Below are 15,334 nucleotides of genomic sequence, written 5' to 3'. Positions count from 1 at the left end.
TACGTGGTGTTGGTGGTAAGATACAAAACATCAAAACCTTATGCGCAAAAGGTATAAAAAGATAATCCTTAGAAAGGTTGGTAAGAGAAATGAAAAAGAAGATTTTAGCGGCACTACTTGCCGGAGCAATGACAGTGACACTGGGAGCATGCGGAGGGAATACAGACAGTGGAAATGACACCGGCACGGCTAATGACAACACACAGGGGACGACAGACACAGCGAATGTGAGCGGAGATGCCATTCGTTTTATGAATACAAAAATTGAGATTGACGGAGCTTTAAAAGAGTTTGCAAAGCAGTACCAGGAGGAGACAGGGCAGGAAGTTGTCGTAGAGTCCCTGGGCGGCGGCGTGGATGTGAACGGACAGCTCAAAAACTATTATGCAGCAGGCAATATGCCGGATATCTTTGGGTTTGCTGCGGACTCTTACAAATCTTCTTTTAAAGACTGGCTGGAACCGTTGGACGGAGAGTCATGGATTGAAGATACGGATTATGCATTTAAGGGAGAGGACGGAAAAGTATACGGAATGCCGTTTGCACTTGAGGGGATTGGTATTGCCTATAACAAGGACATACTGGATAAGGCAGGTATTGACCCATTGACACTGACCAACATCAATGCTTATAAAGATGCATTCGAGAAGATTGACGGCATGAAGGATGAGCTGGGAATCACATCTGTATGCGCTGTGGCAGCGGAGTCAGGCCAGATGTACTGGTCCACCGGAAATCACATGATGGCGGCTTATATTTCCCAGGGAAAAGACAGGGCAGATAAAGACATTATTGATAAATTGAATGCGGGCGGGATTGATAAAGACAGAATGGGACAGTTTGCTGACTGGCTTCAGTTATTGTTTGATTACTCAGACCAAAACGTATTGATCTCCGGTACATATGATGACCAGCTTGCACTGTGGGCAACAGGAAAAGCAGCGTTTATCACACAGGGCAACTGGATCGATCCTTCACTTCCCACATACGAGGCAGATTTTACATGCGGTATTGCACCTGCTGCTTTTACAACAGAGGATACAGAAGGTATTATTGTAGATGCGCCGGCTGTTTGGGGTATTTATAATGAGAGCGATAAGATTGACGCCTGCAAGAAATTCTTGAAAGCACTGGCTGAGAGCGAAGAGGGACAGAAAGCCCTGGTTGAGGACTGCGGAATGGTTTCCCCGTATAAATCCTGCACACTGGAGCCAAGCACACCACTTGCGAAGAGCATGCTTCCTTATATCAAGGACGGCAAGACATATGCCTGGGACTGGCTGACACAGCCGGAAGGTATCGCACAGAATGCCACAGGCGCTGTATTTGAGCTGTACGCAAAAGGACAGCTGGACAAACAGGGATTTGTAGACACCATGGAATCAGTGATCAAAGATTATGTAGCGACTAACGGAAGCAATTAACCAGTTTTGCCGGCGGTTTTCCCTGAGGGTGTGCACGGATAAAAATTCCGGGCACATGGGGGAGGACAGCCGGTAAATTTTCAAAAGGGGAAAAGGCATGAATGTTCAATTGAAAAAAACAATAGCAATCGCTGGTATGGCTGCGGGCATTATATGTATGGCAGCAGCACTGTATATGGATTTTTCCGGCAGCTCCGCAACGGTCAGAGGGCCGCTTCTCATAGCAGGGGCTATGCTTGTGATGGCTGGTGTGTACCTGCTTCCAACCAGAAAACACCGCTCCATTATCAATGTACTGTTTTTGTTTCCGCTGATCTTCGCGTTTGCGGTGACGGTGCTGATTCCGTTTGCCTGTGGTATTTTCTATTCCATGACAAACTGGAACGGGATCAAATTTGACAAGTTTGTGGGACTTGGCAATTACATAAGTATGTTTAAATCAAACGATTATATATACTCATTTGTAGTAACCTTTATTTTTACGGTTATCAACATGCTGGCTGTCAATCTGGTGGCTTTCGGACTGGCTCTTCTGTGTACGTCAAAAGTAAAGGGCAGAAATTTTTACCGGGCGGCTTATTTTATCCCAAACCTGATCGGTGGTATTGTTCTCGGTTATGTGTGGCAGTTTATTTTCAACAAGGTTATGACAACAGTGATCGAGGGCAGCACCTCCATGCTGACAGACCCTAACCTGGCTATCGCGGCGATCCTGATCGTGAGCACCTGGCAGTATGCGGGTTATATTATGATGATCTACGTGACAGGGCTGCAGAGTGTGCCAAAGGATATCCTGGAGGCATCCAATGTAGACGGGGCAAATCAGATCACAACACTGCTGAAGATCAAAGTTCCTATGATCGCCAATACTTTTACCGTATGTATTTTCCTGACGCTTGTAAATTCATTCAAGCAGTTTGACCTGAACCTGGCCATCACCAACGGTGCGCCCAGCCGTATCCTGGCGGGAAAACCCATCCAGGCCACGGAATTTCTGGCTCTGAACATATATAATACGGCGATCAGTAAGAATCAGTATGCACTGGGGCAGACAAAGGCTGTGGTATTCTTTATCATCCTGGCTGTTGTTTCCCTGACACAGGTATCCATCAGTAAGAAGAAGGAGGTTGAAATGTAATGAAGGCACAGAAAATAAGAACCGGAATCGCAGAGCTTATCGGTGTGATTCTTACGATCATCATCCTGGCTCCTTTCCTGCTGGTTGTTGTGAACTCTGCAAAAAGCAGCGCAGATATCATCACAAGCCCCATTTCCCTGCCGGAGCATTGGGGGCAGATTTTTACAAATCTGAGTAACGTAATACATAACCAGAACTTTAATTACTGGAACTCTTTTTTCAGCTCTCTGCTGATAACAGCGGTTTCCCTTTTGCTGCTGACGGTGTTTTCCAGTATGGCGGCATGGGTTCTGGTGAGAAATAAGACGAAATGGTCAAGCTTTATTTTTATGCTTTTTGTGTCAGCCATGGTCATTCCCTTCCAGGTGGTCATGCTGCCGCTGCTTTCCACATTCCGGGAGACCTCCAATATTTTCGGGATTCAGATGCTCCAGAGTTATAAGGGGATCATCTTTGCCTATTTGGGATTCGGCGGATCTATGTCGGTGTTCATACTGCATGGATTTGTGAAGGGGATCCCTTATGAACTGGAGGAGGCTGCGTGGATCGACGGGTGCAGTCCCGAGGGGACTTTCTTCCGGATCATATTCCCGCTTTTGAAGCCTGTGCAGGTAACGGTCCTGATACTGAACGGTATCTGGATCTGGAATGACTATCTTCTGCCTTCTCTGATGCTGGGGCTGAACGGACGGATCAAAACGCTGCCGGTTGCGGTCAGCAGTTTTGTGGGTTCTTATGTGAAGCAGTGGGATCTGATCTTGTCGGCAGCGCTGCTTGCCATGATACCCATCATTATCCTGTTCTTGTTTGCACAGAAGCAGATCATACAGGGAATGGTGGATGGAGCGATCAAATAGAAGGGGATTTTGATAAATATAGTTTGCTGTGTAAGACGCCGGATGCCCCGATGGCCGACGCAGACTAACCATGTGGAAGGCAGCATCACAGCAGGCGTTAGGGGTATAGAAGCGAGTTTGCTGAGTTTATATGATAAAACGGAACAATTGAGAAGAAAAGTGACAGATGGGAAAAGGGGTCATATGATAGAGAAAAAAGGATTTTTATTAATATGATCAGAAAAGTATTTTCATATATATTGTTATCAGCGGCTTTTGTGCTGCTCACTTGTACATCCGTGTCTGCGCTCCCGGCGGCGGAGGGGGAACAGCACCGGGGGATTGACGTTAGTATGTGGCAGGGGGATATAGATTTTGAGGAGGTGGCAGAGTCCGGGGTGGATACTGTTTATATCCGCTCCAGTCTGGGCAGTGATTATACGGACCCGTATTTTGAACAGAATTATGAGAGGGCACGGGCAGCCGGGCTGGATGTGGGATTTTATCATTATGTGACAGCCAGGACTGTTTCCCAGGCTGAGTACCAGGCACATTATTTTGTGAATACCATTCAGGGGAAGGAGTTCCAGTGCCGTCTGGCAATGGACTTTGAAGACCTGACAAAACTGAGTGCTGCTGAGGCCAATGAAATTGGGCTGGCGTTTATCAGAACCGTGGAAGAGTTGAGCGGCAAAGGGATCGTGGTGTATAGCGACGCTTATCATGCAGGGGCTGTTTTTGGCGGCGGACTCACAGAGTATCCGCTCTGGATCGCGGAGTATGGTGTTTCTGAGCCTTCCTCGTCGGTGAATTGGGATTCCTGGGCCGGATGGCAGTATTCGGATATGGGAAATGTGGCCGGAATCTCCGGGCCGGTGGATTTGGATCTTTATACGGATGCCATGTTTATGGAAGAGCCGGGCAGTGTGCCGGGTCCTGTACCGATGCCGGAGCCTTCGGTATCCGTGGTTGAATATACAGTTAAGAGCGGGGATACACTCTGGGGAATTGCAGAGATGTATAGGACCAGTGTTTCAGCCATCGTTTCGGAGAATGGGATCGCAAATCCCAATTTGATCTATCCGGGTGAGGTTTTGAGGATCACGCTGGCGGATAATGTGCCTTCTTCACAGATGAATAACACATATCTGGTGCGCAGAGGGGATACTCTTTGGGGGATCGCACAGATGTACAGAACTTCTGTTGAAAGACTTGCGGCTATGAACCATATTTCTGATCCCAACCTGATTTATCCGGGTGAGATCCTTCAGGTATCTTCCTCGGGAAGTACAGGGGATGTGGGAAGGACTTATGTTGTGCGCTACGGCGATACTTTGTCTGGGATCGCACTCAGGTACGGTACCACGGTTTCGCAGCTTGCGGCAGCCAATGGGATAGAAAATCCCAATCTGATCTATGCAGGGGAGGTGCTCACGGTAAATTGAGAAGCGGTTTCAGAGAAGAACAGATGTGATCAACAGACGAAAAAAACGGGGATGTTCCGGAGCATCCCCGTTTTTTAAATTCGGCTTGTTATGCCGGCCGCGGCGTTCAATCCACTTTTGCTTTGTCCAGCGCCTCGTTGATGGCATCCAGCAGAAGCATCGAGGTGTATTTGTTCTCGTCCGTATAGGTAATGTTTTCCGTGGTCTGCGATGCGTAGATCTGGCTGGAGAGCGCATCCAGTGCGGGCTCCATCAGCGGATACATGGCAGTGGTGGTCTCGCTTAGATTTACCAGAGATATGGCATTTATGTGGTTTTCGTCCACAGTAACCTCAACGTCAAATGTGTTGCCATTTAGTGTGATGGGGCTTTTATACACGCCAGCGTGGTAGACAGCGGCTGAAGTGGCGGCTGAGTCGGCTTTCCGGTCTTTTCCGAACATCATAAAGAGAAGAACCGCCAGAAGAATGGCAAGTACCACGAAAATAATGGTATAAATGACTTCTTTCATATGTAATACGACAATCTTGGTCTTTGAGCTCATGGCTGCACCTCCTGCATTCCTTTTTATAACTTATTATGGAAGTGGGGAAAATATGCAAGGATTCTTGAAAGGGGGACAAATTGTTGGAGGGCCTGGAGGGGGAGGTAACTATATGAGTATGCCGTAAGAAAAACAAGGTTGGTTCCCTCTGTGATTTGTGATACACTGGTTGCAGACATTTTTGTCATCAAGGAGGCAGGAGAATTATGAATTACCGATTGCTTGTGCTGGATATTGACGGCACAGTTACCAATACAGAGAAAAAAGTGACGCCCAGGACAAAAGCGGCCATAAAAAAACTGCAGGAGCAGGGAACTTTGGTAGCTATCGCTTCCGGGCGGCCCACCAGGGGAATTGCTCCGGTGGCGGATGAACTGGAGTTTGATAAGTATGGGAGTTATGTGCTGGCTTTTAACGGGGCCAGGATCGTGAACTGGAAGACAAAGGAGTGTATCTATTCCAAAACGCTTCCTCTGGGTATGCCCAGAAAGCTCTACCGCAGTGCAGTGCGGCATGAGGTGGGGATCATCACTTATGAGGAGGAGCAGATCATTGCGGGAACCACTCCGGATGTCTATATGGAGACAGAATCAAAGATCACCGGGCTGCCCATTTGTCACAGAAAGGATTTCCCTAGTTATGTAAATTTTCCGGTGAACAAATGTCTTCTCACCGGGGAGCCGGATGAGCTGGAGCGGATTGAGCCGCTTTTGGCGGAGGAATATCTGCACGAAGCCCAGATCTTCCGCTCAGAACCGTTTTTCCTGGAGGCAACGCCCAAAAATGTGGACAAGGCCTACTGTCTGGAAAAGCTTTTGAAGATTTTAGGCATATCCAGGGAGGAGATGGTGTGCTGCGGGGACAGTTATAATGACATTTCCATGATACAGTTTGCAGGGCTGGGCGCTGCCATGGCAAATGCCCAGGAAAAGGTCAAGGATGTGGCTGACTACATTACCGTCCGGAGCAATGATGAGGATGGGGTGGAAGAAGTGATAGATAAATTTTTTATAACTGATTAGAGGAGGAGATTTATGCCGCTGCATTTTATTTTCGGTGCTTCAGGAGCCGGGAAATCGCATTATATTTACCGGAAAATCATACAGGAGTCCATGGAACATCCGGAGAAACAGTATTTAATTCTGGTGCCGGAACAGTTTACCATGCAGACCCAGAAAGAACTTGTAATGATGCACCCCAGAAATGGGATTCTTAACATTGATGTTCTGAGCTTTGAGCGCCTTGCCTACAGGGTGCTGGAGGAGACAGGGGAATCCTGCGCCCAGGTGCTGGAGGAGACGGGTAAGAGCCTGGTCCTCCGGAAAGTATCCCAGGAAAAGAAAAAAGATTTGAAAATCCTGGGGGAGAAAATGAAAAAGCAGGGCTATATTTCCCAGATGAAATCCATGGTGTCAGAGCTGAAGCAGTATGAGGTCACAAAAGAGGATATGGATACCATGCTGGACTATGCCAGCGACAAGCCGGAGCTTTATTATAAGCTGAAAGATGTCTCTGTGCTGTACCAGGGATTTTTTGATTACCTGGAGGGGAAGTTTATCACCCAGGAGGAAGTGCTGGAGGTTCTGGGCCGGGTGGCCGGGCAGTCCGAAAAATTGTCAGAAAGTGTGATGGTGCTGGACGGCTACACCGGGTTTACCCCCATTCAGCTTCAATTACTGGAACAGGTCCTCCCCCTGTGCGAGACCATGTATGTGACCGTGACCATGGATAAACGCCTGGATGCTTACCGCCAGGGAAGCCCCCACCATCTTTTTCACCTGAGCAGGGAAACAGTGTCAAAGTTATGTAAACTTGCCAGGGCGGCAGGAAGTCAGGTGGAGGAGACCTGGGTAAAGGGAAAAGGAAGGTTTGCCGGCAATGAACCCATGGAGTTTTTGGAACAAAACCTGTTCCGGTTTAAAAAGGAGATCTATACCAAAGAGCAGCAGGCAGTCCATATCCGGGAGAGCAGAAATCCGGCACAGGAGATGGAGGAGACTGCCCTTTTCATACGCCGCCTGATGCGGGAAGAAGGGTACAGATGCCGGGATTTTGCGGTCATCACCGGGGACATGGAAACCTATGCGGATCATGCAGCAAGAGCTTTTTTGAAGTTTGATATCCCCTGTTTTATTGACCAGAAGAAGTCTGTGTTCATGAATCCCTTTGTGGAATTTCTACGCTCGGCTGTGGACATGCTCTTGGAAAATTACAGCTATGAGAGTGTTTTCCGGCTGCTGCGCTGCGGGCTTCTGGATCTGCCCGGACAGGATATGGACAGGCTGGAAAATTATGTGCTTGGCATGGGGATCCGGGGCTTTGGCAAATGGCAGGAGGAGTGGGTACTTCACTACCGGGGAGAAAAGCCGGAGGAGGTTGTGGAGATCAACAAAATACGAAAACAGCTCATGGAGACCCTGACGCCTTTTACAGAGCAGATGAAGACCAGAAAAGGAACTGTTTTAGAGCGCGTGTCCGCGTTTTATGGGTTCATCACCACATGTGATATCCAGGAAAAACTTGACAGGAGCGGGAAAAACTTCGCTTCCGAGAACGCCATGGACAAAGCCAAGGAGTACGGGCAGATTTATCCCATGATCATGGATCTTTTTGACAAGATGGCAGAGGTCCTGGGGGAGGAGAAAGTAAGTCTTAGGGAATTTAAAGAGCTGCTGGAGGCCGGTCTCTCCGAAGTGAAGATCGGTATCATCCCTCCAAACTCGGACCAGGTGCTGGTGGGGGATATGGAGAGGACCAGACTGAAAGACATAAAGGTGCTGTTTTTTGTTGGTGTCAATGACGGGAAGATTCCAAGAGAGGACACTGCCGGGAAAATCCTGTCGGACCTGAACCGGGAGGATTTAAAAAACTCCTCTGTCACACTGGCGCCCACTTACCGGGAAAACCTGTATACACAGCGGTTCTATTTATATCTGAATTTGACGAAGCCTTCGGACAAACTGTATCTGTCGTACAGCAGGGCTGACGATGGAGGAGAACCCATGACCCAGTCTTTCCTGATCGGTGCAGTGCAGAAGCTGTTTCCAGCCCTTGTTTTAGAACGCCCCTCCGAAGATTCTGCCTGGAAGGTAGAAAATCCCCAGAGTGCACTGGAGTATCTGGCCCAGGGATTCAAGGAGATCCTTGATAAGGAGCCCTCCCCTCTCTGGAAGGAACTGTTTTCCTGGTACCAGAAGCAGGAGGTATGGCAGCAGACCGTGCAGAACATGGTGGAAGGCGCATTCCGGGTCAACCCTGAGGACGAGATTGGAAGAAGTGTGGCGAAGGCCCTCTACGGCACCACCCTGGAGAACAGCGCCACACGTCTGGAACTGTTTGCCCAATGCGCCTGTGCCCATTTTCTGGCCTATGGCCTGGAGTTAAAAGAGCGGGCCAGATACGAATTCAGCCCTATGGATATGGGAAATGTGCTGCACAGCGGCCTGGAGCGTTTTGCTAAGAAAATGCATGAGAGCGGCATTCCCTGGACCGCGCTTGATGAGGAACAGATAGAGGAGATGGGGGAAGCCTGTGTGGAGGAAGTCGTCTCTTATTATGGAAATACCATACTGAAAAGCAGTGCCAGAAATGAATATATGGTCAGCCGGGTAAAACGGATGATGAAGCGAACCATCTGGGCATTGACCAGCCAGATGGAGCAGGGGGCCTTCACGCCAAGCCGCTTTGAGGTCTCCTTTGCCATGGCGGATTCCCTGGAGAGCATTAACATCACGTTGTCAGAAGAGGAGAAGATGAAGCTTCTGGGAAGGATTGACCGTGTGGATACCTGTGTGGAGGAGGACAAGATCCTGGTGAAGGTCATTGACTATAAATCAGGAAATACTTCTTTTGATCTGCTGGCTCTGTATCATGGCTTGCAGCTTCAGCTTGTGCTGTATATGAACGCGGCTCTGGAATTGGAGCAGAGGAACAATCCCGATAAAAAGGTGGAGCCTGCAGGGATCTTTTATTACAATATCAAAGACCCTGTGGTGGAAAAAGTGGAGGAGGAGGACCCGGAGGCGCTGAACCGTCGTATTCTGAAGGAACTGCGCATGAACGGCCTGGCTTCCTCAGACAGAGGCGTACTGGAAAAACTGGATGTAAATCTGAGGGAGAACGGTGTTGCCTCCCTGAGCGTCCCTGTGACCATCAATAAGGACGGAAGTCTGTCACGAAATTCCAGCGCGGTCAGTCCGGAGCAGTTTCATTTGATATCTAATTATGTAAACCAAAAGATGAGGGAGATCGGCCGCAGGATCCTGGCTGGGGAGGCAGAGACTCTGCCCTATGAGATGGGAAAACGGAATGCCTGCCAGTATTGCCCCTATAAAGGGGCCTGTGGATTTGACGAAAAAGTGGCGGGATACCGCTACCGGCGGCTGAATCCTCTGAAACCGGAGGAAATATGGAATAAGATGAAAGACGGGGAAAAGTCCGGGGACCCTGTGGATAAGGAGGTGTAAGTATGGGAGTGATGTGGACAACAGAGCAGCAAAAGGTCATTGATGCCAGGGGATGCAACATACTGGTCAGTGCAGCAGCAGGGAGCGGCAAGACGGCAGTGCTGGTGGAGCGTATTATAACCATGATCACCGACCCGGTGCATCCGGTGGATATTGACAGACTGCTGATCGTGACATTTACACGGGCGGCAGCAGGGGAGATGCGGGAGCGGATCCGTCTGGCAATTGAGAAAAAGCTTGCAGAGGATGAGGACAATGAACATCTGCAGAAACAGAGCACCCTGCTTCACCACGCGCAGATCACCACCATTGACAGCTTTTGTTCTTATGTGGTAAAGAATTATTTCCACCTGATCGACCTGGACCCATCCTACCGGATGGCGGAGGAAGGAGAGCTGCGCCTGATGCAGGGGGATGTGGCAGCTCAGGTGCTGGATGACGCGTACGGCAGGAAGGAGCCGGAGTTTCTGCAGTTTGTGGAATGTTTTTCCACCGGTAAGACGGATGAGGGGATTGAGGACATGATAAAGCGGCTCTACACCTTTTCCGTCAGTTATCCGTATCCGGAGGAGTGGCTTTTATCCTGTAAGGAGGCTTATAATATTTCTTCCAAAGAGGAACTGGAGCAGGCCGGGTGGATGCAGATGATAAAAGAGGATATCCAAAAGAGCCTGCAGGAAGCCATGAGCCTGGCAGATGCGGCTCTGGGCACGTCCATGGGAGAGGGAGGCCCTTACTATTATGAAAATGCACTGCAGTCTGACAGGACCTTTGTACAGAAGCTGCTCAAGTCTGATTCCTTTGAGGAATGGCAGAAATTGTTTTCCGGTCTTGCTTTTGCCAGGCTTTCAGCCAAGAAAGACCCGCAGGTATCGGAGGAGGCAAAAGAACTGACGAAAAATCTGCGGCAGCAGGTGAAGGATTTGCTGGGGGAGCTGAAGGAGCAGTATTTTTCTCTCTCCCTGGATGCGGCTGCCCGGTACGTGCAAATGGCCGGAGGCCCGGTGCGTGTGCTGATCGACCTGACGCTGCAGTTTACACAGGCCTATGCAGAGAAAAAAAGGGAGAAGAATATACTGGATTTCCCGGATTTGGAGCATTTTGCTTTGAAGATTTTAGTAAATCACTCGGAAGAGGGGGACAGGAGGACCCAGGCGGCGAAAGAGCTTGCCGGAAGGTTTGCTGAGGTCATGATAGATGAGTACCAGGACAGTAACTTTGTCCAGGAAAAGCTATTGAACGCGGTTTCTAAAATGGAGGATGGAAGCAACAATATTTTCATGGTGGGGGATGTGAAGCAGAGTATTTACCGTTTCCGTCTTGCAAGGCCGGATCTGTTTATGGAGAAGTTCAAGACCTATTCCACAGCAGGCGGCGACTGCCTGAGAATAGACCTGCACAAAAATTTCCGAAGCAGGAAAGAAGTGCTGGACGGCGTGAATTTTCTCTTCTATCAGATCATGGGGGAGGCCCTGGGAAAAGTAGAGTATGACGAAGCGGCAGCCCTGTATCCGGGGGCATCCTTTCCCCCATATGGAAAAGAGGAGGAGAACAGCCGCCCCCGATCAACGGGCCTGGCTGGACAGGATGAGGACACGGAAACGCCGCTGCTTAAGACGGATGGGACCGAATGGAAAGGTACAGAACTGCCGTTGGCGGAGGCAGAGCATCAGGACACAGGACCGATGCTGCTAAAGACGGACGAAAGGATGTGGAAGGACACGGAACTGCTTCTGGTGGAGACGGATGAGGAAGAATGGAAGGTCATGGAATCCGGTGAAAACGTGCAGGAGCTGGAAGCCAGGGCTGCTGCGGGAAAGATTCAGGAAATTGTGGGTTCCTTTCCTGTTCTTGACAAGGCTGCAGGGAAATATCGTCCGGCCAGATTCAGTGACTGCGTGATACTCCTCAGGACACTGTCCGGCTGGTCGGAGACCTTTAAACGTGTCCTGAACGCCCAGGGGATTCCCGCCAGTGTGACCACAAAGACCGGGTATTTTTCCGCGTCAGAGGTCATGACTGTGTTAAACTACCTGCGGATTCTGGACAATCCACTGCAGGACATCCCTTTTACAGGAGCCATTCACAACCTGCCCGGCGGGTTTTCCATGGAGGAGCTTGCGCGTGTGAAATGTGTAGGCAAAGAGAAAGAAATATCAGGGATGTATCAGGCGCTTCTGGCAGCGGAAACACTGGATGAATGTGAGGATGCAGAGGACAGACAGATTGGAGAAAAGGCACACAGATTTCTGGAGCTATACAGAAGTATCCGAAAGAAAGTTCCCTACACACCCATGCACGAGCTGCTTTGGGAAATTTACGACAGAACAGGGCTTTTTGACTATATCCAGGCAGGTGCTTCCGGGGAACAGCAGAAAGCAAACCTGCTCATGCTGCTTCAGAAGGCCAAAGACTATGAGAGCACCAGTTACCGGGGCTTGTTCAACTTTGTACGGTATATAGAAAATCTGCAGAAATACCAGGTGGATTTCGGGGAGGCCAACATCCTTTCCGAAAATGAAGACACAGTGAAGATCATGAGTATACACAAGAGCAAAGGTTTGGAATTTCCTGTTGTATTTGTCTCCGGCATGGGAAAACAGTTCAACCAGCAGGATGCCAGGGCATCCCTGGCCATGCACCCTGATCTGGGTGTGGGCGCAGACTGGGTGGATGCCAAATACCGCACAAAAACGCCAACGCTCCTTAAAAAAGCGGTGCAGCGTCAGATACAGATCGAGAATCTGGGAGAGGAGCTGCGTATTCTCTACGTGGCGCTGACCCGTGCAAAAGAAAAACTGATCCTCACAGGCTGTACCTCCAGGCTGGAGAAGCGGCTGACAGCCCTGGAGCCTCTTAAAAAGCAGGAGGAGCGCAGGATATCCTACGGCAGACTTGTAAAAGCCCGCTGCTATCTGGACTGGATCTTTCCAGCTCTTGCAAGGCACCGCTGTATGGACCGGGTATATCTCTCCCATGAAAAACGCCCTTACGCGCTGAATCCCCTCCATAACCATGAGGCAGGTTTCCGTGTGCAGGTGATCTCGCCTGCAAAGCTTACCCTGGAAGAGGCGGAGACCAGGATGATACAGATGATGAAAAAACAGGAGATACTGGGATTTGACACCAACGGAAGCTGGAATAAGGATGCAAAGGAGCAGATAGAGGAATGCTTCACCTACACCTATCCTTACCTGGACCGGGAAAAAATTCCGGCAAAAGTTACGGTTTCCCAGGTAAAGCGGCTGCATATGGAGGATGAGGAGAGCACGGACTGGTATGAGGAGGAAGAGGTGGTTCCTTATATCCCTTCATTTATTGAGAAACGTGAGGAGGGTCTGACCGGAGCCGGAAGAGGTACCGCATACCACAGAGTATTTGAATGCCTTGACTTTTCCAAGGCCGGTTCCGTAGAGGAGGTGGAGGAACAGCTTGCTTCTCTGGAATCTGAGCACAGGATAGACAGGGAGGTCCGGCGTACAGTTTCGCCCGGCGATGTGTATCAGTTTGCTGTTTCTCCTATTGGAAAACGCATGGCAAAAGCCCAGGCCGCAGGAATGCTTTATCGGGAACAGCCTTTTGTCATGGGGATTTCTGCCGACCGGCTGCGAGAAGAGTATGCTGGGGATGAGAGCGTTTTGGTACAGGGGATTATTGATGCCTTTTTCTATGAGGAGGGCAGGATCATGCTGGTAGACTACAAAACAGACAGGGTACGGCGCAGAAATGGCAGTGATCTGGTTGAAAAATATAGGGTTCAGCTTGATTACTATACAGAGGCCCTGGAGCGGATGACGGGGAAAAGAGTGGCTGAGAGGTATATTTATTCTGTGGATCTGCAGAAGGAAATAGTAGTGTAGGTAGGTGGCGGCGGGGTTTAGACAACCGCCCCAACACCCCATCCGCCTATTAACAATCCCCCTGCATGCAACACCCCTTCCCATGATTTTAGATTTACAAACCCTCCCTCCCATGGTATGATATGGAGAAAGAATAAAACGTTAATGCGATGACGCAGTGGAACAAAGGGGCAGACGGTTGGGTAGTCTGTCCCTTTCTGCGTTGCTGCAGGTGAGGGAGGAAATGTATGGATTTTGCTGGAATACTGAAGACGGTGAATGATTTTGTATGGGGTCCCTTTATGCTGATTTTGCTGGTGGGCACAGGTGTTTTTCTTACCTTTCAACTGAAATTTCTGCCATGGCGCAATTTGGGTTTTGCTCTGAGATCAATTTTCAAAGACCCTGAAAAAGACAGTATGGGAAACAGAGAGGGAGATATCACCCCGTTTCAGTCCCTGATGACTGCATTGGCTGCAACCATAGGAACAGGCAACATCGTAGGTGTGGCAACCGCTATGGTCATGGGAGGGCCCGGGGCAATCGTCTGGATGTGGATCTCCGCTCTCTTTGGACTCTCCACCAAATATGCGGAGAGCGTTCTGGCTGTAAAATACAGGGAGATGAACGCGGACGGCGAGATGGTGGGCGGCCCCATGTATACCATGAAAAATGGGTTCCGTAACAAAAAAGTGGGGGCTGTGCTGGCAACACTTTTTGCGGTCTTTGCAGTTCTTGCATCCTTTGGAATCGGCAATATGACACAGGCCAACTCCATTGCGGATGCACTGAACAGCACCTTTAAAATTCCCAACATCGTTACAGGCGTTGTGATAACAACCCTGGCACTTGTAGTTCTGGTGGGCGGGATCAAGAGCATAGGAAAAGTTTGTGAGAAGGTTGTGCCTTTTATGGCAGTGCTGTATTTTGCCTGCGGAGTGGGTGTTATCATTATCAATGCAAAACATATACCTGACGGTCTCGGCCAGATATTCGGCATGGCATTTTCCGTAAAGGCAGTAGCCGGCGGTGTTGGCGGAAATATCATAGCCACCATGTCATCTGCCATGCGCTGGGGCGTTGCCAGAGGTGTGTTCTCCAATGAGGCCGGCCTCGGTTCAGCTCCGATTGCGGCAGCAGCAGCCAAGACCGATTATCCCTCCAGACAGGGATATATCAATATGACAGGAACCTTTTTTGACACGCTGGTGGTCTGTTCCGTCACAGGTCTTGTCATTGCATCCTCGGGTGTGCTGGGGATAAAGGATGCTTCCGGTGAATTGGTGACAGGCGTAAATCTGACTATAAAAGCTTTTGAGAGCGCCCTGGGTCCTATGGGAAGTTACCTGGTTTCCATCGGGATCATGCTGTTTGCCTTCTCCACAATTCTTGGTTGGGAATACTATGGGGAGAAATCTTTGGAATTTCTGGTCCGCTCCACAAAGATGAACAGGATTTACAGGGTACTGTTCTCCTTTATCACATTTGTGGGTGCTACAAGGACACTGCAGATCGTATGGGATTTCTCAGATACCATGAACGGGCTGATGGCGATTCCAAACCTGATCTGTCTTCTGGTGCTGAGTAATGTGGTGGCACAGGAATGTTTTGATTTCCAGAAAGAAGTAAAGAAAAAGTAAGA

At 49.5% G+C, this 15,334-nt stretch carries 9 protein-coding genes; 8 read left to right on the top strand and 1 reads right to left on the bottom strand.

Annotated elements, in window-relative coordinates; all coding sequences use genetic code 11:
• Positions 1-89: 89 nt before the first annotated feature.
• From A4V09_RS16230 to A4V09_RS16215, 4 genes are all read left to right on the top strand, one after another.
• A complete protein-coding gene (locus A4V09_RS16230; RefSeq protein ID WP_065543261.1) occupies positions 90-1,424 on the top strand; it encodes an ABC transporter substrate-binding protein in 1,335 nt (444 codons plus the stop codon).
• A gap of 97 nt (positions 1,425-1,521) precedes the next feature.
• Positions 1,522-2,562, top strand: a complete 1,041-nt coding sequence (locus A4V09_RS16225) for a carbohydrate ABC transporter permease (RefSeq protein WP_065543260.1) — start codon at positions 1,522-1,524, stop codon at positions 2,560-2,562.
• Entirely contained in the window at positions 2,562-3,419 is an 858-nt protein-coding gene (locus tag A4V09_RS16220) for a carbohydrate ABC transporter permease (protein WP_065543259.1), read from the top strand. Before A4V09_RS16225 ends, A4V09_RS16220 begins: the two co-directional genes overlap by 1 nt.
• Positions 3,420-3,631: 212 nt before the next feature.
• Positions 3,632-4,843, top strand: coding sequence for a LysM peptidoglycan-binding domain-containing protein (locus A4V09_RS16215; protein ID WP_065543258.1), 1,212 nt, complete (start codon positions 3,632-3,634; stop codon positions 4,841-4,843).
• A gap of 106 nt (positions 4,844-4,949) precedes the next feature.
• Here A4V09_RS16215 and A4V09_RS16210 read toward each other — a convergent pair whose 3' ends face one another.
• Positions 4,950-5,387 carry a hypothetical protein gene (locus A4V09_RS16210; RefSeq protein WP_065543257.1) on the bottom strand — a complete coding sequence of 146 codons (438 nt, stop codon included), beginning with the start codon at positions 5,385-5,387 and terminating at the stop codon, positions 4,950-4,952.
• 206 nt (positions 5,388-5,593) lie between these two features.
• On the opposite strand from A4V09_RS16210, the gene A4V09_RS16205 reads away from it, so the two are divergent.
• The 4 genes from A4V09_RS16205 (at position 5,594) to A4V09_RS16190 (ending at position 15,332) form a co-directional block, all read left to right on the top strand.
• The gene (locus A4V09_RS16205) at positions 5,594-6,409 is read left to right on the top strand and encodes a Cof-type HAD-IIB family hydrolase (protein WP_065543256.1); all 816 of its coding nucleotides are present in this window, start codon (positions 5,594-5,596) and stop codon (positions 6,407-6,409) included.
• A 12-nt stretch (positions 6,410-6,421) separates the two neighbouring features.
• Complete coding sequence (addB, locus tag A4V09_RS16200; RefSeq protein WP_065543255.1) at positions 6,422-9,853, top strand: helicase-exonuclease AddAB subunit AddB; 3,432 nt, start codon at positions 6,422-6,424, stop codon at positions 9,851-9,853.
• A 2-nt stretch (positions 9,854-9,855) separates the two neighbouring features.
• Positions 9,856-13,713 (top strand): UvrD-helicase domain-containing protein, encoded by a 3,858-nt coding sequence (locus A4V09_RS25505; RefSeq protein WP_065543254.1) that lies wholly within the window; start codon positions 9,856-9,858, stop codon positions 13,711-13,713.
• Positions 13,714-13,940: 227 nt separating this feature from the next.
• On the top strand, positions 13,941-15,332 hold the full coding sequence (locus A4V09_RS16190; protein WP_089280623.1) for an alanine/glycine:cation symporter family protein: 1,392 nt from the start codon (positions 13,941-13,943) through the stop codon (positions 15,330-15,332).
• The last annotated feature ends 2 nt before the right edge of the window (positions 15,333-15,334 follow it).

The organism is Blautia pseudococcoides, assembly GCF_001689125.2.
Taxonomy (GTDB): Bacteria; Bacillota; Clostridia; order Lachnospirales; family Lachnospiraceae; genus Blautia; species Blautia pseudococcoides.
This window is presented reverse-complemented; position numbering and strand designations above follow the sequence as displayed.

Excerpts from the sequence above, each read along its gene's own strand:
- A4V09_RS16230 (WP_065543261.1), top strand. The coding sequence starts at position 90 with ATGAAAAAGAAGATTTTAGCGGCACTACTTGCCGGAGCAATGACAGTG.
- A4V09_RS16225 (WP_065543260.1), top strand. The coding sequence starts at position 1,522 with ATGAATGTTCAATTGAAAAAAACAATAGCAATCGCTGGTATGGCTGCG.
- A4V09_RS16220 (WP_065543259.1), top strand. The coding sequence starts at position 2,562 with ATGAAGGCACAGAAAATAAGAACCGGAATCGCAGAGCTTATCGGTGTG.
- A4V09_RS16215 (WP_065543258.1), top strand. The coding sequence starts at position 3,632 with ATGATCAGAAAAGTATTTTCATATATATTGTTATCAGCGGCTTTTGTG.
- A4V09_RS16210 (WP_065543257.1), bottom strand. The coding sequence starts at position 5,387 with ATGAGCTCAAAGACCAAGATTGTCGTATTACATATGAAAGAAGTCATT.
- A4V09_RS16205 (WP_065543256.1), top strand. The coding sequence starts at position 5,594 with ATGAATTACCGATTGCTTGTGCTGGATATTGACGGCACAGTTACCAAT.
- addB (WP_065543255.1), top strand. The coding sequence starts at position 6,422 with ATGCCGCTGCATTTTATTTTCGGTGCTTCAGGAGCCGGGAAATCGCAT.
- A4V09_RS25505 (WP_065543254.1), top strand. The coding sequence starts at position 9,856 with ATGGGAGTGATGTGGACAACAGAGCAGCAAAAGGTCATTGATGCCAGG.
- A4V09_RS16190 (WP_089280623.1), top strand. The coding sequence starts at position 13,941 with ATGGATTTTGCTGGAATACTGAAGACGGTGAATGATTTTGTATGGGGT.